Below are 21,541 nucleotides of genomic sequence, written 5' to 3'. Positions count from 1 at the left end.
AGCAACTATGGCAACTACTCGCCCACTACCCTAAAAATCCATAGTTTCTCGGTATACTTTCCTCCAAGTTTAGAATCCCTTGCTTTTCTTGCCTCATTTATAGAGTCGTACCTGCCTAAGTACACATAATTGTATTTATTCGTTTCCCTATAAAAAGATTGCGGGTTCAGCCCCTTCTTCTTAAGGTCGGCCATAAAGGCATCAAAATAACGTTTGGTTCCAAAAACATTGGCTATTAAATAGTAACCGGGTTCTAAAGATCCTTGCTTGGTCACTTCTTCATACTTTTCACCCGCCTGTGGTGTTACCACTTCCTTTTTACGCGCCAAACGTTCCAGCTCTTCTTTTTTAGTAGCGGCTTCGGCCATGGCTTTTTCAGCATTGACAATGGAATCTTGTTTTTTCTGAAGTTCAAGGGCCAGTGACGCCTCTTTTGCCTTATTAATAGAATCTAATTTCTTTTGCCTATCCAGTGTTTCGGCTTTTGCCAAAGCAGCAGCTTCTTGTGCCTTTTTAAGTGAATCTTTTTTTCGTTCAGCTTCTATTTTTGACTCCTTTAAGGCCAATTCAGCCTGTCTATTTGCCTTTCTAATTGAATCTTTTGCCCGTTTCTGATTAATTTTAGCCAATCTTTCCTGCTCTTTTTCTTTCTCTCTTAAGGCTACTTTTTCCATTCTGGTAAGTTCGTTTTCAACAACGTCCTTCTTTTCTTCCTCCGCTATCAATTCTTCTTGTAGTTTTTCTTCTGGAGCCCCTAATCTGCCCAACTTATATGAAGTAACCAATTCAAATGAAGGATCGGTCCCTTTTAAATCGGTACTAGTGCCAAATTCAACCAATGCCCCTATTGAAAGACGCTTAAAAAACCTTCCGCCGGCACCACCGGAAATACCGTAATAACTGTTATACCCCAGTTGTGCCCAAAACTTGTTGGTGGATAACAAGGTTGAAACCCCAAATTGGGAATCATATCCAGGCACCGATTTAAAATATACCGAAGGGCGCAAGAACGAGTTTGGATCAGAAGCCAAGACCGACATAGGTATGTCATAACTGGCAAGGGTAAAGAAAACCCTACCCTCAGAACTAGTGCTTCTTTCTTTAGTAGTAAAATTATAATCGAACAGGTTCTCGGATGATAGTCCGATGCTAAACCTGTCTATCTTAACATTTATACCAGGGGCCACTTGCAACACAAAATCGTTCGTTAATTCTGTCTGAATAGGATTTGGTGTAAAAAAGCGTTTATCGGACAGTTCTTGCATATACCCAAAAACATTAATCCCCAGACCTACAGACACTTTTTCGTTCAACTCTATATTATAAGCATAGTTTAGAGCTCCACCGGTATTTAGGAACAAGCCCGTGTTATGCTGAAAAAAACCGACTCCGGCGGCAGACTCATCATTAATCTTAAAAGAATAGTTTAAAAACAATGTAGAAGGGTCTAAATCAATGGATTGCCATTGCCATCTGGACCAAAACGCAATAGAGGAAGGATTGTTTTTATCCAGTGCATAGGCAGGATTCAACAGACTGGAATTGTACTCCGTTATATTCTGTTGCCTATAGTCACTGGGTAATTCGGGTTCTTGAGCCCTTAAACCAACAACTACAAAACAAATAAGAAGTGCCCCACAAATTTTTCTCATATGCAAAAAAACAAAAAATAGACTACTAACGTACTATTTTATCCTAAATTAAGTTTTACTATTATAGTAATAATATTTTAAACCGAATGAAAACAATAAAGATTCTTTCTATTTGTTTACTAGCCATTTTTCTTTCTTGTAAAGAGGAAAAGCCTGACCAGACCATTAACGAAAACCCTGATGTAACCACATTCTATTTGATCCGCCATGCAGAAAAAGACAGAACATACCCAGATGACGCCGATCCAGAATTAAACCAACAAGGATTGGGAAGAGCGATGCACTGGGCCGAGATCTTGAATGAAGTAGATTTAGACGCCATATATTCTACCGATTACAACAGAACTTCAATGACTGCTGCCCCAACTTCGGTGAAAAAAAATATAGATGTACAATATTACGAACCTAGGGATATTGATATTGAACAGTTTAAAAAAGACAACCTAAACAAAAATGTATTGGTCGTAGGGCATAGCAATACTATTCCTGATTTTGTGAATCAGTTAATAGGTGAAGACAAATATCCGTATATAGACGACAGCGAAAACGGCACCTTGTTTATAGTACAATTAGTAGGTAATACGGCTACATCCAGTAAACTTATCTTTAATTGTAATTGCCCTGATTAACCTGTACGTTTTCAAGTTTAATCTCTGATAATAACTCTAATCCATTATTTACATATAAACTGTCTATAGCGTATATAGAACCGTTTTTCTGTATCGGTTTGTAGTTTTTATAATCTACAAACCGAATTCCATCAACGGTTCTTTTGTTATAGGCAGCCCTAAAACGTTGCCCACCACCATTGGTGTGAAATTCATACGAAAGGTAGTCGGGTTCAAAGGTTTTTGTATTGAACCAATACAGGTATACATCGTCAAAATCGTCGCCCCCACCTTCTTTACTGAAAGTTACCTCTATTTTATAATAACTTGCTGTATCTATTTTTACGGTCTCCAAGTATTTTTTATTCACCGCTTTGTCATTTAACCCGTAAGGCAACATAGCAAAATAATGTACCGAGTTGACAGAATTGGCATATACATTGGCCATACTGTCGGACAATGTCTCAAGATTTCCATTTACCAATCGTTCAAATTTGTTCGGGTATTTGGTATCTATAATAGTAGCTGAATCATTAATTATTTTACGTTTTAATATCTTCTTCCCCCCTACTACTTCAGAAGTATAGTGAATATCCCTAAAGTCAAAAGAAATATTACTTTTTACATAGTTCTCCCCTCCACTAACAGCTATACTTTTATCTACAATTTCTTGGGCCGTAGGCGTTTTTACTACATTTTTACATCCTACGAACGAGACTAACACAAAAAACAAAAGAAGTTTATTCATTACATCAAGTTTTATTTAGCTTTATTCGTAAATATTTATCCTTCATTACAAAAATAAGTGCTTTAATTCGTTTAAAATTTTGAAGGTATTCTTTTATTGTCCTTATTTTTGTACGTGATGCAGAAGAATATCAACATAAAAAACAAAAGAGCCCGTTTTGAATACGAGCTGTTGGACAAATACACGGCGGGTATTGTCTTGGCAGGCACCGAAATAAAATCCATTAGATACGGAAAGGCTTCTATTTCCGAAAGTTTTTGCGAGTTTAACGAAAATGGAGAACTTTTCGTTATAAACATGCAAATAGACGAATACTCCCATGCTTATCATTTTAATCACAAGCCAAAGGCGGAGCGAAAACTATTACTGAACAAAAGAGAACTTAAAAAACTTCAAAAAGAAGTTAAGACCTCTGGTCTCACCATAGTTCCACTCACCTTGTTTATAAATGACCGTGGTTTGGCAAAACTACAAATAGCCTTGGCAAAGGGTAAAAAACTGTACGATAAGCGAGAAACTATAAAAGACAGGGACAACAAGAGAAACCTTGACCGTATTAAAAAGAGTTTTAATAATTAATGTTCTTTAGTTTTTGTCTTCCAATAAGGGAACAAACCTAAATGAACCATATTCTGTCTTTTGAAACTCTTTTTCCGAAGTCCTAACAAATAATGTCATTATTTGATCTTCAAAGCCTACAGGTATCACGAGCCTACCTCCTACCTTTAGTTGGGCAAGTAGCGCCTTGGGCACCTCAGGTGCTCCGGCCGTGACAATTATACGATCAAACGGGGCATCTTCGGGCAGACCTTTATAACCATCTCCAAAAATGACCTTTTTAGGCCTGTATCCCATTTTCTTAAAAAACAGATTTGTTTTCTTAAACAGCTCTAATTGTCGTTCAATAGTATATACCCTCGCCCTACACTTTAGAAGTACCGCTGTTTGATACCCGCTTCCGGTTCCAATTTCCAAAACGGTATGGTTTGGTTGCAACTGTAATAACTCTGTTTGAAAAGCAACGGTATAGGGTTGAGATATAGTTTGATCCGCAGCTATAGGAAATGCCTTGTCTTGATATGCATGCCCCTCAAAACTACTGTCCATGAACAAGTGTCTGGGCACATCTCTAATGGCATCCAAAACTTTTGGGTCCTTTATCCCCTTCTCAATCAGTACTTCCGCTAACTGATTGCGCATTCCCTTATGTTTAAAGGTATCTTTCAATGTTAATTTGGTTTGGTTCCCAAAGTTATGAAAGTTCCTTAAATGAAAGAAACTTCAAAAAAACTTAATCATAAAATTGGAATTTACAATTCGGGTAAACTTATAAAGTATGCTTATTTTTGATAAAAAGATAATTATGCTCAAAGTTGGCGTTTTAGGTGCCGGACATTTAGGAAAAATACATTTACGTTTATTGAATCAATCTGAAAAATATGATTTAATAGGCTTTTATGATGCGGATATCATTAATGGCAAAAAGGTCGAGGCCGAATTCGGATATCGTTATTTTGACAACATGAACAGCTTAATAGAAGCTGTAGATGTCATAGATATCGTTACCCCTACCCTTTCACATTACGAATGTGCCAAAAAATCTATAGAACAGGGGAAGCATATTTTTATAGAAAAACCGATTACCAATACCTTAGAAGAAGCTCAAGAACTACTTGATCTTGAAAAAAAATTCAATATAAAAGGTCAAGTAGGACATGTAGAGCGGTTTAACCCTGCTTTTTCTGCCGTGAAAAACGCGATTAACCAACCTATGTTCATAGAGGCACACCGTTTAGCGGAATTTAACCCTAGAGGTACAGATGTTCCTGTGGTATTGGATTTAATGATACATGATATAGATGCCATACTGAGTGTGGTAAATTCTGAAGTGAAACAGATCAATGCAAGTGGCGTTTCTGTGCTTAGTCAATCTCCAGATATCGCCAATGCCAGATTGGAATTTGAAAATGGTTGTGTGGCCAACTTAACGGCCAGCAGAATCTCTTTAAAGAACATGCGAAAATCAAGATTCTTTCAAAAAGATGCCTATATATCGGTCGATTTTCTAGAGAAAAAGGCGGAAGTGGTAAAAATGAAAGATGCACCCGAGCAACCCGGAGATTTTGATATGATCTTACAAAATGCGGAGGGAGTAAAAAAACAAATCTATTTCGAAAACCCCGACATCAAGGAAAACAACGCCATTTTAGACGAACTAGAGTCTTTTGCGAAAGCAATAACAACAAATTCCACCCCCATTGTTTCTTTGAAACAAGGCACGCAGGCCCTAAAGGTTGCCCTGCAGATCATTGACTCTTTTGAGGATAAAAAGATTCAACAAGTGTAATTTACATATCACTATAAGTATATATTATTTTTAATAAAATGAAGAACATTGCTATAATAGGCTCAGGAACCATGGGTAATGGCATTGCCCACGTTTTTGCCCAAAAAGGTTTTAAGGTAAACTTAATAGATATTTCACAAGAAGCATTGGAAAAGGGTCTTGCCACCATTTCAAAGAACTTGGATAGAATGATCGCCAAGGAAAAAATAAATGAAATGGACAAAACCAATGCTTTGGCCAACATCTCCACTTTTACCATTTTAAAAGAAGGTGTTTCCAATGTTGATCTGGCCATAGAGGCGGCTACCGAAAATGTTGAATTGAAATTGAGCATTTTTAAAGAGCTAGATTCTTTTTGTAAGCCTGAAACCATTCTTGCCACCAACACATCATCTATTTCAATTACACAAATAGCGGCTGTAACAAACAGACCTTCAAAGGTTATTGGAATGCATTTTATGAACCCGGTACCCATAATGAAACTAGTAGAGGTAATCAGAGGGTATAGCACTTCTGACGAGACCACCTCAAAAATTATGGAACTGTCGGCCAAATTGGGCAAAATACCTACAGAGGTAAACGATTACCCAGGTTTTGTAGCCAATAGAATTTTAATGCCCATGATCAACGAAGCCATAGAAACCCTTCACCATGGTGTTGCCGGAGTTAAAGAAATAGATACGGTCATGAGACTCGGCATGGCGCACCCCATGGGACCATTACAGTTAGCTGATTTTATTGGCCTAGATGTATGCCTTTCTATATTAAACGTGATGCACGAAGGTTTTAAAAATCCAAAATATGCAGCTTCGCCCCTTTTAGCAAATATGGTAATGGCAGGTAAACTAGGCGTTAAATCGGGAGAAGGCTTTTACGATTACTCCAATAACAAAAAAGCGGAAACCGTTTCTCAACAATTTTCAAAATAACATGTCGATAGCAAAAAAACTTCTTCAGATCAAACAAGAATTGCCGGATCATGTAACCTTGGTAGCTGTTTCAAAAACCAAACCCATTTCCGATATACAAGAAGCCTACGACGCCGGACAAAGAATATTCGGTGAGAACAAAATACAGGAAATGACCCAGAAATGGGAAAAGATGCCCAAAGACATACACTGGCATATGATCGGGCATGTTCAAAGAAACAAAGTAAAGTACATGGCCGAGTTTGTCTCCTTGATCCATGGTGTGGACAGTTTAAAACTGTTAAAGGAAATTAATAAGCAGGCAAAAAAACACGATCGCCAAATCCCCTGTCTGCTACAGGTTCATATAGCAGAAGAAGATACCAAATTCGGATTTGACGAAACCGAACTTACTGCATTGACAAAAGATCCTGATTTTCTTCAACTGGAAAATGTAAAAATTGAAGGTTTAATGGGAATGGCAACTTTTACAGATGACGAAAAACAAATTAGCAGAGAGTTTAGATCGTTGAAAAACTTATTTGATAGACTTAAACAAGATTTACCAAATATGGAAGTTTTATCTATGGGTATGAGTGGAGATTATAAAATTGCCATTGAAGAAGGTAGCACTATGGTCCGTATAGGAAGTAGTATCTTTGGTGCTCGAAACTATAGTTAAAACAGGTACCCAAGGGAACAAAGATTACAAAAAGAAGAAAATCAAATGTACGCCATACTTGATATTGAGACCACGGGAGGAAAATTCAACGAAGAGGGAATCACAGAGATTGCGATACATAAATTTGATGGACATGAAATAGTCGATTCTTTTATAAGTCTTATAAATCCCGAGAAAGAAATTCAGCCTTTTGTAGTAAACCTTACCGGTATCAATAACAAAATGCTAAGGACCGCCCCCAAATTTCATGAAGTGGCCAAACGTATTGTGGAAATAACACAAGACACGGTGCTGGTCGCCCACAATGCCCAGTTTGATTACCGTATTTTAAGAACGGAGTTTAGGCGTTTGGGGTACAATTATGAGCGCAAAACAATTTGTACGGTAGACCTGTCCAAAGTTCTACTTCCAGAGGCAGAATCTTATAGTTTAGGTAAACTGGTCCGGTCATTGGGTATTCCGGTCAGCGATCGGCACAGGGCAAACGGTGACGCCTTGGCCACCGTAAAGCTTTTTAAACTGCTTCTTGCGAAAGATTCAGAAAAAACGATCCTGCAAGATGTTATTAGAAAAGAGTCGCACGGTGAGTTATCTGAAAAACAATTGGACATTGTGCAAAGTATGCCAAATGAAACCGGTGTTTTTTATATGCACGGAAAAGATGGTAACATTATTTACTTGAGCAAGAGTACCGACATCAAAAAGCGTGTTAACCAATTATTTACTAAAACAGGGGAACGATCCAGAAAACTGGTCAAAGACACTAAAAAGGTTACTTTTGAAAAAACGGGAAGCGAACTTATAGCCCTTTTAAAAGAACACCAAGAACTTTTAAAAAACAGACCAAAATATAATACGATTCCCCGAAAGAGAATGTTTTCACATACTCTTTGCCTAAAAAAGAACGAGTCGGGGTATTTAGAACTAAGGGTTGCCCCCATATCCAAATGCGATGATAAATGGGGTTTGTTCAATGGTGAGTTCAGCGCCAAAAACCACTTGCATAAAATTTCAAGGGAATTTACCCTATGTGATAAAGTAAACGGAGTTAGCGAAGCAAGAAAAAATTGCGCCAATTACGAGGAAAGCAAGTGCAACGGGGCCTGTATAGAGAAAGAAGCTCCCGAAGAGTACAACGTACGGGTCATGGAAGCCCTGAACAAATACAGCCTTAAAAATAAAAATGTGCTTTTGGTGGACAAAGGACGCGAATTGGGGGAAAACAGCGCCATTCTAATCAAAAAAGGATCATTGGTCGGAATTGGCCACTACGACCTTAACCATCAAATAAATAATATTCATATATTAGAAACGTTGATTACCCCAATGAACGGAACCCTAAATGCCAATTTTATTATAGAGTCCTTTCTAAGAAAAAAAAGGGTATTGAAAACGGTTCCACTCAATATTTAACATTGAAAACAAAAAAGTCAAAGACCGATTGGAAAAATAGACTTCATGAAATCATTTATGAAGCAGATACCCCAATGGGTAAATGGTTTGATATTATTTTGATCATTATTATCATTTTTAGTGTTCTACTGATCATGTTAGAGAGCGTTAAAAGTATAGATATAGAATATCATTACCTCTTACTTACCCTTGAATGGATCGTTACCATATTTTTCACCATAGAATATATTGCCCGAATTGTCTGTATAAAAAAACCCTCGAAATATATTTTCAGTTTTTATGGCATTATAGATTTTTTATCCACTATCCCCTTATACTTATCCTATATTTTGGCCGGTTCACAGGTATTATTGGCCGTAAGGGCCTTTAGACTGTTAAGAGTATTTAGAATTCTAAAACTGGTTAGATTCTTAGGAGAGGCCAGTCAACTAAAAAGGGCCTTAAAGGCCAGTAGGGCAAAAATTACGGTTTTCCTTTTTGCAGTCTTGATCGTATCGGTAATGTTAGGTACGTTGATGTACATAATAGAAGGTGACCAAGCAGGTTTTACCAGTATACCCACAAGTATTTATTGGACCATAGTGACCCTTACAACGGTCGGTTATGGGGACATTGCCCCTATTACCCCACAAGGACAATTTATCGCAACGATCATAATGTTATTGGGTTATGGCATTATTGCCGTGCCCACGGGAATTGTGACCGTAGAATTTGGAAAAAGAACCAATAAAGATGGCTCTAATGCGGTAGAAAGTTTTGTTCATGTAAACACACAAGCTTGTCCTAATTGCGCCAAAGAAGGCCATAGGGACGATGCCCTATATTGTTATAACTGCGGAAGTATTTTAAATGAATAAAGTTCTCATTTCCGTTGTCGGCCCCACAGCAATAGGCAAGACCAGAATGGGTATTGTCTTGGCAAACCATTTCAATACCGAAATCATATCGGCAGATTCCAGACAGTTTTACAAAGAAATGTCCATAGGTACCGCCGTGCCATCGGATACCGAATTAAAGAGTGCCAAGCATCATTTTATTCAACACAAGAGAATACACGACACCTACACTGTGGGTGATTTCGAAAAAGACGCCCTGGATCTACTCGATGAAATTTTCAAGAAAAAAGATATTGTGGTCATGGTCGGTGGTAGTGGCCTGTATGTAGATGCGGTTACTAGCGGATTAAACAAGTTTCCGAAAGTAGATGAGGTTGTACGAAAAGAACTAAACCAAGAGTTTGATAAAAATGGAATAGAAAGTTTGCAGCACAAACTGCAAAAACTAGACCCAACCTATTACAAAAAAGTAGATATTAACAACCCGCACCGTTTAATTAGGGCCCTCGAAATATGTATCGGTACCGGCAAACCTTATTCTGGTTTTCTTGAAAAACCAAAAGACCAACGCAATTTTAAGGTTTTACAAGTTGGATTAATTGCTGATCGAAGTATTATTTATGATCGAATTAACCAAAGGGTAGATATAATGATGCAATCGGGACTTTTGGAAGAAGCTAAGGCCCTTTTAAAATTCAAGGACTTAAATGCCCTACAAACAGTAGGATACAAAGAATTGTTCGAATATTTATCAGGTGTTTGGGATTTGGATTTTGCCATATCGGAGGTTAAAAAAAACACCCGGAGGTTTGCAAAAAGACAATTGACTTGGTTTAAGAAAAAACCGGATACGTTATGGATCGCTCATGACTACCAGAACGAAGACATGATTACAATGGTTAACAAAGCTCTTTTAAAATTAAACGATGAAGAATAAACCTATTTTATATGTAATGGGTGTATCGGGCAGTGGAAAATCTACCATAGGAAAATTATTGGCAGAAACTTTAACTATCCCATTTTTTGATGGTGACGACTATCACCCAAAAGCCAATATTGAAAAAATGGCCGGCGGAACCCCTTTGAACGACGATGATAGAAAAGGTTGGTTACTAACATTGAACGAACTTGCAAAATCAAATGAACCCCAAGGAGCCGTAATCGTATGCTCGGCGCTTAAAAAAAGCTATAGAGAACTTTTAAAAAACGGTCTTGATCATTGTAGGTTTATCTATTTAAAAGGCAATTTGGAACAGATAAACCGTAGGCTTCAACAGCGAAAAAATCATTTTATGCCGGCAAACTTGCTACAATCCCAATTCGATACTTTAGAAGAACCCAAGCATGCAATCATAGTTTCCGCAGATTTAACCCCAGAGGAAACCATACAAGAAATCATACAACAGCTATAAATACAAAAAGAGGCCCTATAAAGGCCTCTTTATTATCTTTAATTAAAATCTATCTTCTTCTATTGTTCTTCGTCCGTCTTTACGACCAAACGAAAACCTTCTCCGTGAATATTTAAAATTTCGACGGTTTCATCTCTTTTTAAATATTTACGCAATTTGGCTATATATACATCCATACTTCTAGACGTAAAGTAATTATCGTCTCTCCATATTTTTGTCAATGCCAATTCCCTTGGCATCAAATCGTTTTCATGCAACGCCAACAAACGCAACAATTCATTCTCTTTTGGAGATAATTTAATTGCCTCTTCATCTTTATATTTCAAAAATCTAAGTTTAGAGTTTAAATGAAAACCTCCTATCTCAAATTCAAATTTCTTACTGTCTGCAAGGCTACTAGAGGCTTTTCTTTGAAGTATCGCTTTGATCTTCATTAAAAGCACCTCTGAATCAAAAGGCTTGTTCAGATAATCATCGGCACCGGCTTTATAACCTTTAAGAACATCCTCTTTCATTGTTTTTGCCGTCAAGAAAACAATAGGTACATTCTCGTTCTTCTCCCTTATTTCCTTTGCAAGGGTAAATCCATCTTTGTAAGGCATCATAACATCAAGAATGCAAATATCATAGTTGTCTTTCTTGAATTTTTCAAACCCTTCCATCCCATTTTTTGCCAATGTCACATCAAAGTCGTTCATAGACAAATAATCCTTTAGGACAATACCAAAATTTGGGTCGTCTTCTACTAAAAGTATCTTCTTATTAACTGTTTCCATAATTTTTTTAAATTAAAGGTAGTTTTATGTAAAAAGTGCTTCCTTTTCCTTTTTCACTTTCCGCATATACTTCTCCCTGATGATCATCTACTATTTTTTTTACATATGCCAATCCTAATCCATGGCCTTTTACGTTGTGAATATCTCCAGTATGCTCTCTATAGAACTTTTCGAAAACTCTTTTTAATACCGCTTTGCTCATTCCGGCACCTTGATCCTTTACCTTAATGATTATGTTATTCTTGGCTACCTCTGTATATACATCTATTTTTGGAGGATCTATAGAATATTTAATGGCATTGTCCAATATATTCACGATTACATTGGTAAAATGCATCTCATTGGCCAAAACCTCTGATCGTTTTGCATCTAAATGCGTTTCTATATATCCGCCCCTATCCTGCACGATCAACTCTACATGCGTAATGGCATCTTCTATTATGTCGTGCACATCTACCCTGTCCTTACTAATATCCAATTGATTTTTTTCCAATTTAGAAATCCTCAGTACATTTTCTACCTGTGCATGCATCCTTTTATTTTCATCCCTTATCATTTGTAGATAGCGGGATATTTTTTCTTGATCACCAATAACCTTTGGGTTTCTAATAGCCTCTACCGCCAAATTTATGGTAGCTATGGGCGTTTTAAACTCATGGGTCATATTATTGATAAAATCGGACTTTATTTCGGATATCTGCTTTTGTTTAATTAATTGATAAATAGCTCCGGAATAAGCGATTACAATAATTAAGGTAAACAAAAGTGACAGTAACGCCAATCCTAATATTGACCGAACCAAAAAACGCTTTTTCTCTGGAAACGAAACCAAAAGGTCAAAATTTGATATCCCTTCAAAATCGGTAAACAAAGGGGATTTATAGACATTAGATTCCGAATACTTGAACTTTCTCGATTTTAGCTTTGTGGGCAATCCTTTACTGTAAACCCCATACTCAAAGCTTATATCTACTCCGCGGTCTCTTAACTCCCGTTGTAGCAAAAGTTCTATCTCCTGTTTGCTTACCCGTTTGTGTATGGGAACACGCTTGGCATAGGTCGTAAACAAATCTTCCATGGCCAATTTATCAAATTCCCTTAAACCTCCTATCTTTTCAATTCTTTGAATAGGCGTCAGTACAGAAGCTTTGCCTTCTGTATCGTAATCTTCCTTAAAAATCGAAGTTGTTCGTTTACTGGTGTAATTTTTAATGAAGGTGGTATCTCCAACTTCACCGTTATCAAAGAACGTGGACGAGATACCATAATCTTCCTCAAGGATACCATGCTCATAAAGCAGTATCTCGTTAGAGTTGACATCCCTATCAATGAAAAAGAAATTTCTGAACTGTGTATCCTTTACCTCTCCAACGCTGTCCTTTGCGTAAAGATATCTATCGTAATAGTTCTTTTTTTCGCGCTCCTCAATTTGATTGGTAACACTGTTCAAGGCTTCAGAAACTACGTTCGAAAATTGTTCTTCCTTATTTTCAACCGACTTTTTTATCCAAAAACTTTGAACAAATATCAATCCAACAAGCGAGAGGCTCATTAGAACAACCAAGAGTATAAATAACCTCTTATCCATTTTAATGTTAAAATTAAATATTTACGGGGAAGCCCATAGTACGTTTAACCAAACCTTAACACAAATGTTAAAATTCATTGGTTCTGGCATAATTTTAATAGAACCTTATTCACTTCCTCTACCTTTTTTCTTGTTTCCTCCAGAAAAATATTTTCTATAACAAAATCGGCTAGTTTAATTTTTTCCGAATCCTTGAGCTGATTTTTCATTCTAGCCAATATATCTTCCTCGGTACTACCATCTCTTTTTAAAAGTCGTTGGATTTTTAATTCTTTAGGAGCGGTAACTAAAATAATTTTGTCATAAAGGTCTTGAGCTTTGTTTTCGAACAGTAGTGCTGTTTCTTGAACAACATAAGAAGTGTTTTGTTCGCTATACCATTTAAGAAAATGTTTTCGCACTTCTGGATGTACGATTTTGTTTAATTTTTGTAATATATTTTTATCGTTAAAAACCTTTTTGGCAATAAAAGACCTGTTCAGCACATCACCATCAAAAGCTCGGTCGCCAAACAAAGAAATCAGTTTTTTTCTTATGGTTTCCGACGATTGCATCAGTTTTTTAGCTTCAACATCGGAATTATATACAGGAACCCCCAACTCTTCGAGTATTTTGCCTACGGTAGACTTACCGCTTCCTATTCCTCCCGTTAGTCCTACAATCATTATTCCCTTCTTAATATAAATTCTATTTCTTGTGTGCTTAAAATAGCATTACTTATCCCCTTTGGTTTTTTTGACAATTTAACAGGAATTATATTTTGACTGCTTCCGGTTACTTGGGCATAATCTGCCGTAATCAAAAAATCATCGGCATCCATTTCTTTCAGTCGTTCTAATTTTGCCTGACAGACCACTTTTATAACATCGGGAAACATTCTAACTTTTACGTTGTCGGGAACATTAAGTATAGTAACCGGTACATTGTATACTTTTTCTGAAAAGCGATAGACCTTCCCGGAAATGGTTACCGATGTAGGCTCAAATACCGTCTTGTCCAACTCCCTAGGTTTTACCAAGGTACTTTTTACAGAAAAATCCTTATCCACATCTAAAAGTTCTAAAAAGGAGGTTCTAACATTACGAATAGAATCTATCTGGCTCTTTGGCCCTGTAATCTTGACCATTCTAGGCTCTATGCTCAAAGAATCCTCTATTTCATAATTCTTGGCCAGACTCAAATTGATTCTTGGAAGCACGGGTACGGTCTTTGTCACAACCTTGGTGAAATCAACAAAAATAGTATCATTGTCCACATCTAAAAGAGTCATATCGGCAGACAACTGCCTATCTATTTGCCTTTTGTAAACAGAAGGAGGTATGTAGTAAATAGAATCTTTTTTCTGTACCTCCGACAGGTCTATTTGAATACTTTTTTTTCTGATGCCAAAACCGACAAACTGAAAACCAACAGCCCTTAATCTTACATTTACACTACTTTTTGGAGGACTGGCAAGCAATAGGTTTTTTGGCGTGCCTACATATTCCAGATTAAACGATGCGGTACTAACAAATGTTCTGGACAGGTTGTTTATAAACCAAGCCAAAAAGGAGAAAAACAAAAAAATCAAAAATAATTTGACCTTTCTCTTCTTTAAACCCGCTTTAATTCGTTCTACTATCACAATTAATCATTTGTCTTAAAAAACAATTTCGGAAAAAGTGTCTCTGGAGACTTTTTACTAAAGGTAGTATATATGGTAGACTTCAAAAAACCCAGTCCGTATCCAAAAAATTGAACACAGGTAGCAAATAGCGCCATTACGGAAACCTTAAGGTTCTTGGTTTTCAACAATGCATCTACAAACAGTAAGACAAAATAAAAAGCAAAAAACGCGATAGGCCACCAAATACCAAAAATCGCCAAAACCAATGCCCCCAGTAATCCCAAGGTAAAAAATGTCGGAAACCAATAGGTAATTTTCGCGGTTGTGGGATGCCATTTATTTAAAATGGGCCGTACCATTCCAAATTTTTTGACTTGGTTGTAGAATTTATTCCAATCAATACGTCTTTTATGGTATACAAAAGCTTCAGGGATCAATTTTGTCTCAAACCCGTTATTCCATATTCGAATGGTCAGATCTGGATCTTCACCCGGATGTATATTGCCATAACCTCCCACAGCTTCGAACGCCTCTTTGGAGATACCCATGTTAAAACTTCTTGGTTGAAATTTATTCACGGCATCTTTTCGACCACGAATGCCTCCAGTTGTAAGAAAAGAGGTCATGGCATAGTTGATCGCTTTCTGCACATTACTAAAAGACGTATGGGCCGCATCCGGGCCACCATAACAATGAACAAATTGTTCTAGCAGGCTTTTCTCTGCCTCTACCAGATACTGAGGAGGTAAAATACAGTCAGAATCCAACACAATAAAATAATTGCCCTTGGCCAATCGCATTCCATAATTACGGGAATCACCAGGGCCAGAATTGGGTTTCTGATAGTAAGAGATATTCAACTTATCGGTAAAACGTTCTACCACTTCTTTGGATGGCAACGAAGAACCGTCCTCTACAATGACTATTTCATAGTTTTTCGTGTACGTCTGCGACAAGAGACTATCTAAAAGTTCCTCAATTTCGTTAGGTCTGTTATAGACAGGAATTATAAAGGAAAACGATAGATCCATTGTTATTTTTAGGTAATTAAACGCCTTGGGCCAAAACAGGCCCTAATGGCAAAAACCGATACCCTTTAAAATTTATCGATAACCTCTTGGCTAACTCCCGTATTTGAAAAACCACCATCGTGAAATAAATTCTGCATGGTTACCTTTCTTGTTAAATCGGAGAACAAAGTAATCGTATAATCCGCACAGTCTTGTGCCGTTGCATTACCTAAGGGAGACATTTTTTCCGCATAATTGATAAAGCCATCAAATCCTTTGATTCCCTGACCTGCCGTAGTTGCAGTAGGCGATTGCGAAATGGTATTTACCCGAACTTTCTTCTCTTTTCCGAAGAAATATCCAAAACTACGGGCAACGGACTCTAAATACGCCTTATTGTCCGCCATATCGTTATAATCGGGAAAAGTACGCTGTGCAGCCATGTAGGTCAACGCTACAATACTGCCCCATTCGTTCATTGCATCCGCCTTATACAAAGATTGCATTACCTTATGGAAAGAAAGAGCGGAAACATCCCAACCCTTTGCCGTAAAATCATAATTTTCATCTGTATAGGATCTTCCTTTTCTAACATTTACAGACATACCTATAGAATGCAATACAAAATCCAACTTACCGCCTAAGATTTCCATTGATTTTGTAACCAAATTGGCCAAATCTTCCTCATTGGTAGCATCTGCCGGAATAATTTCAGAACCGGTCTTTTTTGCCAACTCTTTAATTTGCCCCATTCTCATTGCTATTGGTGCATTCGTCAAAACAAATGTGCCGCCTTCATCATGTACACTTTGTGCTGTTTTCCAAGCTATTGAATTTTCATCCAATGCCCCAAATATGATTCCTCTTTTTCCTTTTAATAGATTATAAGCCATGTTTGTTGGTTCTATATTTAATTATACAAATCAAAGATATTTAAAATATACCAATCCGATTTTAATGTATGGTATTTTAATTAAGTAACTGTCTGGCGTGGGCCATAGCGGAATCGGAAATTTCCTTACCTCCCAACATTTGCGCCAATTCCACTACCCTTTCGTCTTTCGACAGTTTTTTCATATTCGTTTTTGTTCCTTCGGGGCCATCTGTCTTATAAACTTTAAAGTGATGATCGCCCTTAGAGGCCACTTGTGGCAAATGGGTAATAGAGAACACTTGCATCTCTTTGCTCATTTCTTTCATAATATCAGCCATACGATTCGAAACCTCACCGGATACGCCCGTATCAATTTCATCGAACATTATCGTAGGAAGCTTTTCATATTTTGCCAAAATGGATTTTATGACCAACATTATTCTTGACAGTTCTCCTCCGGAAGCCACCTTTTTCAACTCACCATAATCACTGCCCTTATTGGCGGTGAACAAGAACGAAAGGTCGTCTTTTCCGTTCACCTTAAAACTGGCGGCATCCGAGAGGCTTATATTAAAGGAAGCACTTGGCATCCCCAAAAGGGAAAGATCGGACTCCAATTTTTCTTTTAAACTCGGAATAACGCCTGTACGTTTTTCCCTCAACACCGTCGCCTGCTCCTCTAGCAAAGACTCCAGTTCCTCAACTTTTTTGCCCGTAAGCGCTATTTTTTCATCCAAATGCGCAGTCTCAAAGGCTTTTTGAGAAAGGTCTTCCTTAATCTTGATCAGATCCGAAATAACCGAAACGCTATGTTTCTTCTGAAGGTTGTACAGTAATTGCAACTTTCCGCTTATTTCTTCCAATAAAACCGGGTTAGACTCCACACCATCCTTAAAATTCTGTAATTCTGTATTTATATCGTCCAACTCTATAAACACAGATTGCATTCTTTGATTCAATTCCGCATATTGACTTCCAAAATCGGCCAATCGGGAAAAAGTAGATTTTAACTCCCCCATCAGCGACAACACCCCAATTTGTTCATCGTTTAACAATTGGTCTCCCTTGGAAAGCTCCTCCATAATGGATTCCACATTGTTAAGCTGTGCATATTGCTCTTCCAACTCTTCAAGAATCCCTTCCTTTAACGGCGCGGTTTCTAACTCCTGCAACAAGAAATCATTGTAATCTTGTTCTTTCAGGGCATTCCCCTGAAAATCCAATAACTGCTGAAGTTCCTTTTTTGTTTCGTTATATTCCGCTAGTGTTTTTCTAAAAAATACCAAACGCTCTCTATTGTCCGCCAGGGCATCTATCAACTTTAACTGGAAATCGTTTTCTGTCAACATCATTGTTTGATGTTGCGAGTGTATATCTATAAGTCTGCTTCCTAATTTTGAAAGCACATCTAGCGTTACGGGCGTATCATTTATAAAAGCACGAGATTTACCACTTGGCAAAATTTCTCTCCGTATGACCGTACTTGCTTCATAGTCCAAATCATACTTTTCAAAAAATGGTTTTAAACCATAGTTATTGATCTGAAAATAAGCTTCTATGATACATTTTTTGTCTTTGTTTCGCAAAGAGGATAGATCGGCACGTTTACCCAATACCAATGAAAGACCTCCGAGAAAAATAGACTTACCTGCTCCCGTTTCTCCGGTAATAATCGTAAAACCACCATCTAAGCTTACTTCTAAGCTATCGATCAAGGCGTAATTTTCAATAGAAAGATTGGATAACAAATCTCAGAAATTTAGAAAAACAAAGGTAGTCTATATTCTGGACTGAAAAAAGAATCAGTACGTAATGTCGTTCCAAGTGCTGGAATACAATGGCGCTATTTTGTTCAGCGTATTCTTAAGCTTTACAATGTCGACCTTAGGGCCATCGGAAAATATATTTCGAATCTCCTCGGACTTGGCATCAAAAAAAGTCTGGATCAAAAAGGCATTCGGCCTTCTATTGATCATGGTCTCAAAAAGTTTCATGGTACCGGCAATTATTTGTTTTCCGGTGCTATTGTTATCGGCCATAATATCCAACCCTTTGCGGTGGTAATTGTACATTGCTATACGGTATTCTTTATAAGTATTGGACAACAAGTTGTCAACTAGCTCAAAACGGCTTCTATCCGAAGATTGGCTCCACCCCGTGTAACTACCACCTTGTGCCTGGGTTACTATGTTTTGGGCCTTTCTATAAAAATCAGTACCTCCTTCCAAAGAAAAAGTATCTGCATCCAAACCAAGTATAATGTAAACATAATAAGAAATAACACCTACTAAATTAGATTCGAATACATTTTCATTGAACACCAATGGCTGAAATTCTATATACTGAAAATCGAACTGATTGTCTTTATAATTAAAAACAGAACTTTCGTAAGAGGTATTGTACACAGGCCTTGAGGATTGAATTTGAATATTCCCCTTAAACCTATCGGATTCGTATTCGGTAATGGTAATGAACATTTGGGCATTTACCCGTTCATTTTCCTTATAGACGCGGTTCGTCCACTTATTCTTGTTCACAAAATCGTTCAAAGAACGCTCCAAAGTCTTAAAAACCTGCTGATTTGTCTGGGATACCTGTTCAGAATTTATAGTGACCGTACAATTCAATTCCTGGGCTCTGCCCTGTACAAACACATTAATTAGGAGACAAACAAATAACAACTTACGCATAGCGTCTTTTAATGATTTCATTAAGAATATCCTTGGCAACGTCTGCCTTGGTTTTTAAATCAAACGTTTGTATTGTCAAATTGGTATCTATAAAGCTAATTTTATTGGTATTGCCCCCAAAACCGGCTCCTTTATCATTAAGGGAATTCAAAACAATGGCATCCAAATTTTTACGTTCCAATTTTCCTTTTGCGTTTTCTAGCTCATTTTCCGTTTCCAACGCAAAACCGACCAAATACTGCTTCTTCTTTATTTGCCCCAATGAAAACAATATATCCTTATTCTTGACCAAGGCTATATTTAATTCGGTGTCCGATTTCTTTATCTTTTGCTCAGCTTGCTCTTTTGGTTTGTAATCGGCCACTGCGGCGGCACAAATAACGATATCGGCATCAGAATAATATTGATGGGCACAATCGTACATTTCATCTGCGGAAACCACCCGCACCAAGGTCACCAAGTCGTTATTTATGGTACAATGGGTAGGCCCGGACACCAGAGTTACCTGTGCCCCTAGTTTAGCTGCGGCATTGGCAAGCTCAAATCCCATTAAACCAGATGAATGATTACCTATAAAACGAACAGGGTCTATGGCTTCATACGTGGGGCCCGCCGTAATCAACACTTTTTTGTTTCTTAAAGGAAGGCTTTGTAATAAATATTCCTTTATAAACGAAAGTATCGTTTCCGGTTCTGCCATACGCCCCTCTCCGTGCAGGCCACTGGCAAGCTCCCCCGAAGTTGCCGGAATCATTATATTACCAAATGACTCTAACCTTTCAAAAGAAGTCTTTGTAGTCGGATGCCTATACATGTCCAAATCCATGGCAGGAGCAAAGAAAACAGGACATTTGGCAGAAAGGTAACAGGCCATCAACAGATTATCACAATTACCCGACGCCATTTTAGACAAGGTATTGGCCGTTGCAGGCGCTATTATCATTAAATCTGCCCATAACCCTAACTTTACATGATTGTTCCAATCCGTTATATGGTTCTCGTTTTTTACAAAATCGGAAACCACTGGATTCTTCGACAATGTGGCCAAGGTAAGTGGGGAAACAAAAGAGCTGGCGCTATCGGTAAGAACAATCTTAACAGTAGCGCCAGCTTTTATTAATAACCGTACAAGAAAAGTTGTCTTATAAGCAGCGATCCCTCCGGTAATGCCTAAAAGGATGTTTTTGCCACTCAACATACTACTTATGCGTCTTTCTCGGTATTTCTATGATATATCTTATCCATCAACCATTCTTCAACGGCCAAGGCATGTGGTTTTGGTAGTTTCTCATAAAACTTTGAAACCTCTATCTGCTCCTTATTTTCGAAAACCTCTTCCAAACTATCACTATAGGTAGCAAATTCTTCCAATTTTTCCAAAAGCTCCTTTTTGATTTCAGAATTGATCTGAACGGCACGTTTGGCAGTAATGGAAATTGCCTCATAAATATTACCGGTCGGCTTGTCAAATTCATTTCGGTTAATGGTAACCGTTGAAACTGGTGCCTTGGAGTTTTTTAAATCGTTCATGTTCATATTTGAAACTGTTTATTTTGATTCTCTATTATTGAATTTTTGTAATTCTTTTTCTATTCGCCCCAATAAATTATCGGATTCTTTTTCAAACTTAGTCTCCGGATAGTTCTTTTTTAAAGTAAAGTAAGCATCTTTTGCCTTATTCAACCTTTCTTCCTGTAATTGCTCATAACTGTTTAAAGCCAAATGCGTCAAAGCATCTAATTTAACAAAGTAAGCTTCTTCCCTATAGATAGATCCCGGGTAATCTGAAATAAAATTATCACTGGCTTCTACTGCCGATTTTAAAACCTCATAGTTAAACTCACCCAATTTGTTAAATTGCTTGGCAATCTCGATCGCCTTTCTTTCCTTTTTTGTAGTGAGCTCTTGTGCCATGGCATTGGCATCATCAAAATATTCTGAATCAGGGTATGCATTTATAAAGTTCTGCAATTTCAACAAAGCCTTATCGGTATCCGTCTGGTCCAAAGAATAATTTGGAGATAACATATAATAACTCTTCGCCCCTAAAAAAGAAGCCTGTATAAGCTTATCGCTCTTAGGATACGATTTAATGAAACGTTCGAACTGATATCCGGCCATATTGTAATCCTCTCGCTGAAAATACGTGTCGGCCAAAAAGAACATCACCCTTTCACCTTGAGGCTTACCTACATATTTGGGCGCTATTTGCTCAAACAACCTATTGGCCCTTTTGTAATCCTCTTCCTCATAGAATTTTTGAGCCATTTCATACTTAGCCTTAATATCATCTTTCTTAAGTACTTGCTGGTACTCGCTACAAGATTGAAAAGTGACTACGAATAGCCCTAAAACAAAAATTCTCCTCATTTTAAAAAACATTTTGCAAAA

The 21,541-nt window shown here is 37.5% G+C and carries 23 protein-coding genes; 9 read left to right on the top strand and 14 right to left on the bottom strand.

Translation table 11 applies throughout. From position 1 onward, the window contains the following. Positions 1-14 precede the first annotated feature (14 nt). A complete protein-coding gene (locus tag J8L85_RS10815; RefSeq protein WP_211017146.1) occupies positions 15-1,652 on the bottom strand; it encodes a type IX secretion system membrane protein PorP/SprF in 1,638 nt (545 codons plus the stop codon). 86 nt (positions 1,653-1,738) lie between these two features. Here J8L85_RS10815 and J8L85_RS10810 point away from each other — a divergent pair, with 86 nt between their 5' ends. Then, entirely contained in the window at positions 1,739-2,281 is a 543-nt protein-coding gene (locus tag J8L85_RS10810; RefSeq protein ID WP_211017144.1) for a phosphoglycerate mutase family protein, read from the top strand. On the opposite strand, the gene J8L85_RS10805 is transcribed toward J8L85_RS10810, so the two are convergent. Continuing rightward, on the bottom strand, positions 2,259-3,008 hold the full coding sequence (locus tag J8L85_RS10805) for a DUF6503 family protein (protein ID WP_211017142.1): 750 nt from the start codon (positions 3,006-3,008) through the stop codon (positions 2,259-2,261). The genes J8L85_RS10810 and J8L85_RS10805 overlap by 23 nt on opposite strands. A 117-nt stretch (positions 3,009-3,125) precedes the next feature. On the opposite strand from J8L85_RS10805, the gene smpB reads away from it, so the two are divergent. Further along, the gene (smpB, locus tag J8L85_RS10800) at positions 3,126-3,587 is read left to right on the top strand and encodes an SsrA-binding protein SmpB (RefSeq protein ID WP_211017140.1); all 462 of its coding nucleotides are present in this window, start codon (positions 3,126-3,128) and stop codon (positions 3,585-3,587) included. A 6-nt stretch (positions 3,588-3,593) separates the two neighbouring features. On the opposite strand, the gene J8L85_RS10795 is transcribed toward smpB, so the two are convergent. Beyond that, positions 3,594-4,235, bottom strand: coding sequence for a protein-L-isoaspartate(D-aspartate) O-methyltransferase (locus J8L85_RS10795; protein WP_211017138.1), 642 nt, complete (start codon positions 4,233-4,235; stop codon positions 3,594-3,596). A 136-nt stretch (positions 4,236-4,371) separates the two neighbouring features. On the opposite strand from J8L85_RS10795, the gene J8L85_RS10790 reads away from it, so the two are divergent. Genes J8L85_RS10790 through J8L85_RS10760 form a run of 7 tightly spaced genes read left to right on the top strand, consistent with a single transcriptional unit; the run spans position 4,372 to position 10,606 of the window. Continuing rightward, on the top strand, positions 4,372-5,355 hold the full coding sequence (locus J8L85_RS10790) for a Gfo/Idh/MocA family oxidoreductase (RefSeq protein WP_211017136.1): 984 nt from the start codon (positions 4,372-4,374) through the stop codon (positions 5,353-5,355). A gap of 38 nt (positions 5,356-5,393) precedes the next feature. Further along, the gene (locus tag J8L85_RS10785) at positions 5,394-6,284 is read left to right on the top strand and encodes a 3-hydroxybutyryl-CoA dehydrogenase (protein ID WP_211017134.1); all 891 of its coding nucleotides are present in this window, start codon (positions 5,394-5,396) and stop codon (positions 6,282-6,284) included. Position 6,285: 1 nt separating this feature from the next. After that, positions 6,286-6,945, top strand: coding sequence for a YggS family pyridoxal phosphate-dependent enzyme (locus tag J8L85_RS10780; RefSeq protein WP_211017132.1), 660 nt, complete (start codon positions 6,286-6,288; stop codon positions 6,943-6,945). A 45-nt stretch (positions 6,946-6,990) separates the two neighbouring features. Beyond that, positions 6,991-8,358, top strand: coding sequence for an exonuclease domain-containing protein (locus J8L85_RS10775; protein WP_211017130.1), 1,368 nt, complete (start codon positions 6,991-6,993; stop codon positions 8,356-8,358). A 2-nt stretch (positions 8,359-8,360) separates the two neighbouring features. After that, complete coding sequence (locus J8L85_RS10770; RefSeq protein ID WP_247656634.1) at positions 8,361-9,215, top strand: ion transporter; 855 nt, start codon at positions 8,361-8,363, stop codon at positions 9,213-9,215. Then, complete coding sequence (gene miaA / locus J8L85_RS10765) at positions 9,208-10,131, top strand: tRNA (adenosine(37)-N6)-dimethylallyltransferase MiaA (protein ID WP_211017128.1); 924 nt, start codon at positions 9,208-9,210, stop codon at positions 10,129-10,131. The genes J8L85_RS10770 and miaA overlap by 8 nt, the downstream gene beginning before the upstream one ends. After that, complete coding sequence (locus J8L85_RS10760; RefSeq protein WP_211017126.1) at positions 10,121-10,606, top strand: gluconokinase; 486 nt, start codon at positions 10,121-10,123, stop codon at positions 10,604-10,606. The genes miaA and J8L85_RS10760 overlap by 11 nt, the downstream gene beginning before the upstream one ends. Before the next feature lie 59 nt (positions 10,607-10,665). Here J8L85_RS10760 and J8L85_RS10755 read toward each other — a convergent pair whose 3' ends face one another. The 11 genes from J8L85_RS10755 to bamD form a co-directional block, all read right to left on the bottom strand. Next, positions 10,666-11,382 (bottom strand): response regulator transcription factor, encoded by a 717-nt coding sequence (locus tag J8L85_RS10755; RefSeq protein WP_211017124.1) that lies wholly within the window; start codon positions 11,380-11,382, stop codon positions 10,666-10,668. A 7-nt stretch (positions 11,383-11,389) separates the two neighbouring features. Next, positions 11,390-12,970: a HAMP domain-containing sensor histidine kinase gene (locus tag J8L85_RS10750; protein WP_211017122.1), complete on the bottom strand. Its 1,581-nt coding sequence runs from the start codon at positions 12,968-12,970 to the stop codon at positions 11,390-11,392. A gap of 74 nt (positions 12,971-13,044) precedes the next feature. Then, the gene (coaE, locus tag J8L85_RS10745) at positions 13,045-13,635 is read right to left on the bottom strand and encodes a dephospho-CoA kinase (protein ID WP_247656633.1); all 591 of its coding nucleotides are present in this window, start codon (positions 13,633-13,635) and stop codon (positions 13,045-13,047) included. Next, positions 13,635-14,594, bottom strand: a complete 960-nt coding sequence (locus J8L85_RS18105; RefSeq protein WP_211017119.1) for a YbbR-like domain-containing protein — start codon at positions 14,592-14,594, stop codon at positions 13,635-13,637. The genes coaE and J8L85_RS18105 overlap by 1 nt, the downstream gene beginning before the upstream one ends. Before the next feature lie 2 nt (positions 14,595-14,596). After that, complete coding sequence (locus J8L85_RS10735) at positions 14,597-15,607, bottom strand: glycosyltransferase (RefSeq protein ID WP_211017117.1); 1,011 nt, start codon at positions 15,605-15,607, stop codon at positions 14,597-14,599. 65 nt (positions 15,608-15,672) lie between these two features. Then, the gene (locus J8L85_RS10730) at positions 15,673-16,479 is read right to left on the bottom strand and encodes an SDR family oxidoreductase (RefSeq protein WP_211017115.1); all 807 of its coding nucleotides are present in this window, start codon (positions 16,477-16,479) and stop codon (positions 15,673-15,675) included. 76 nt (positions 16,480-16,555) lie between these two features. Continuing rightward, positions 16,556-18,208 carry a DNA repair protein RecN gene (recN, locus tag J8L85_RS10725; RefSeq protein WP_211017113.1) on the bottom strand — a complete coding sequence of 551 codons (1,653 nt, stop codon included), beginning with the start codon at positions 18,206-18,208 and terminating at the stop codon, positions 16,556-16,558. Positions 18,209-18,262: 54 nt separating this feature from the next. After that, on the bottom strand, positions 18,263-19,150 hold the full coding sequence (locus tag J8L85_RS10720) for a DUF4835 family protein (protein ID WP_211018257.1): 888 nt from the start codon (positions 19,148-19,150) through the stop codon (positions 18,263-18,265). Next, a complete protein-coding gene (gene coaBC, locus J8L85_RS10715; RefSeq protein WP_211017111.1) occupies positions 19,143-20,348 on the bottom strand; it encodes a bifunctional phosphopantothenoylcysteine decarboxylase/phosphopantothenate--cysteine ligase CoaBC in 1,206 nt (401 codons plus the stop codon). The genes J8L85_RS10720 and coaBC overlap by 8 nt, the downstream gene beginning before the upstream one ends. Positions 20,349-20,353: 5 nt before the next feature. Next, positions 20,354-20,680, bottom strand: coding sequence for a DNA-directed RNA polymerase subunit omega (locus J8L85_RS10710; protein ID WP_047247767.1), 327 nt, complete (start codon positions 20,678-20,680; stop codon positions 20,354-20,356). An 18-nt stretch (positions 20,681-20,698) separates the two neighbouring features. Continuing rightward, positions 20,699-21,520 (bottom strand): outer membrane protein assembly factor BamD, encoded by an 822-nt coding sequence (gene bamD / locus J8L85_RS10705; RefSeq protein WP_211017109.1) that lies wholly within the window; start codon positions 21,518-21,520, stop codon positions 20,699-20,701. Positions 21,521-21,541: the final 21 nt, after the last annotated feature.

The sequence above is a fragment of the Maribacter sp. MMG018 genome (genome assembly GCF_018100785.1).
Taxonomy (GTDB): Bacteria; Bacteroidota; Bacteroidia; order Flavobacteriales; family Flavobacteriaceae; genus Maribacter.
Note: the sequence above shows the minus strand (reverse complement) of the source record. Positions and strands in the feature narration are given on the sequence as shown.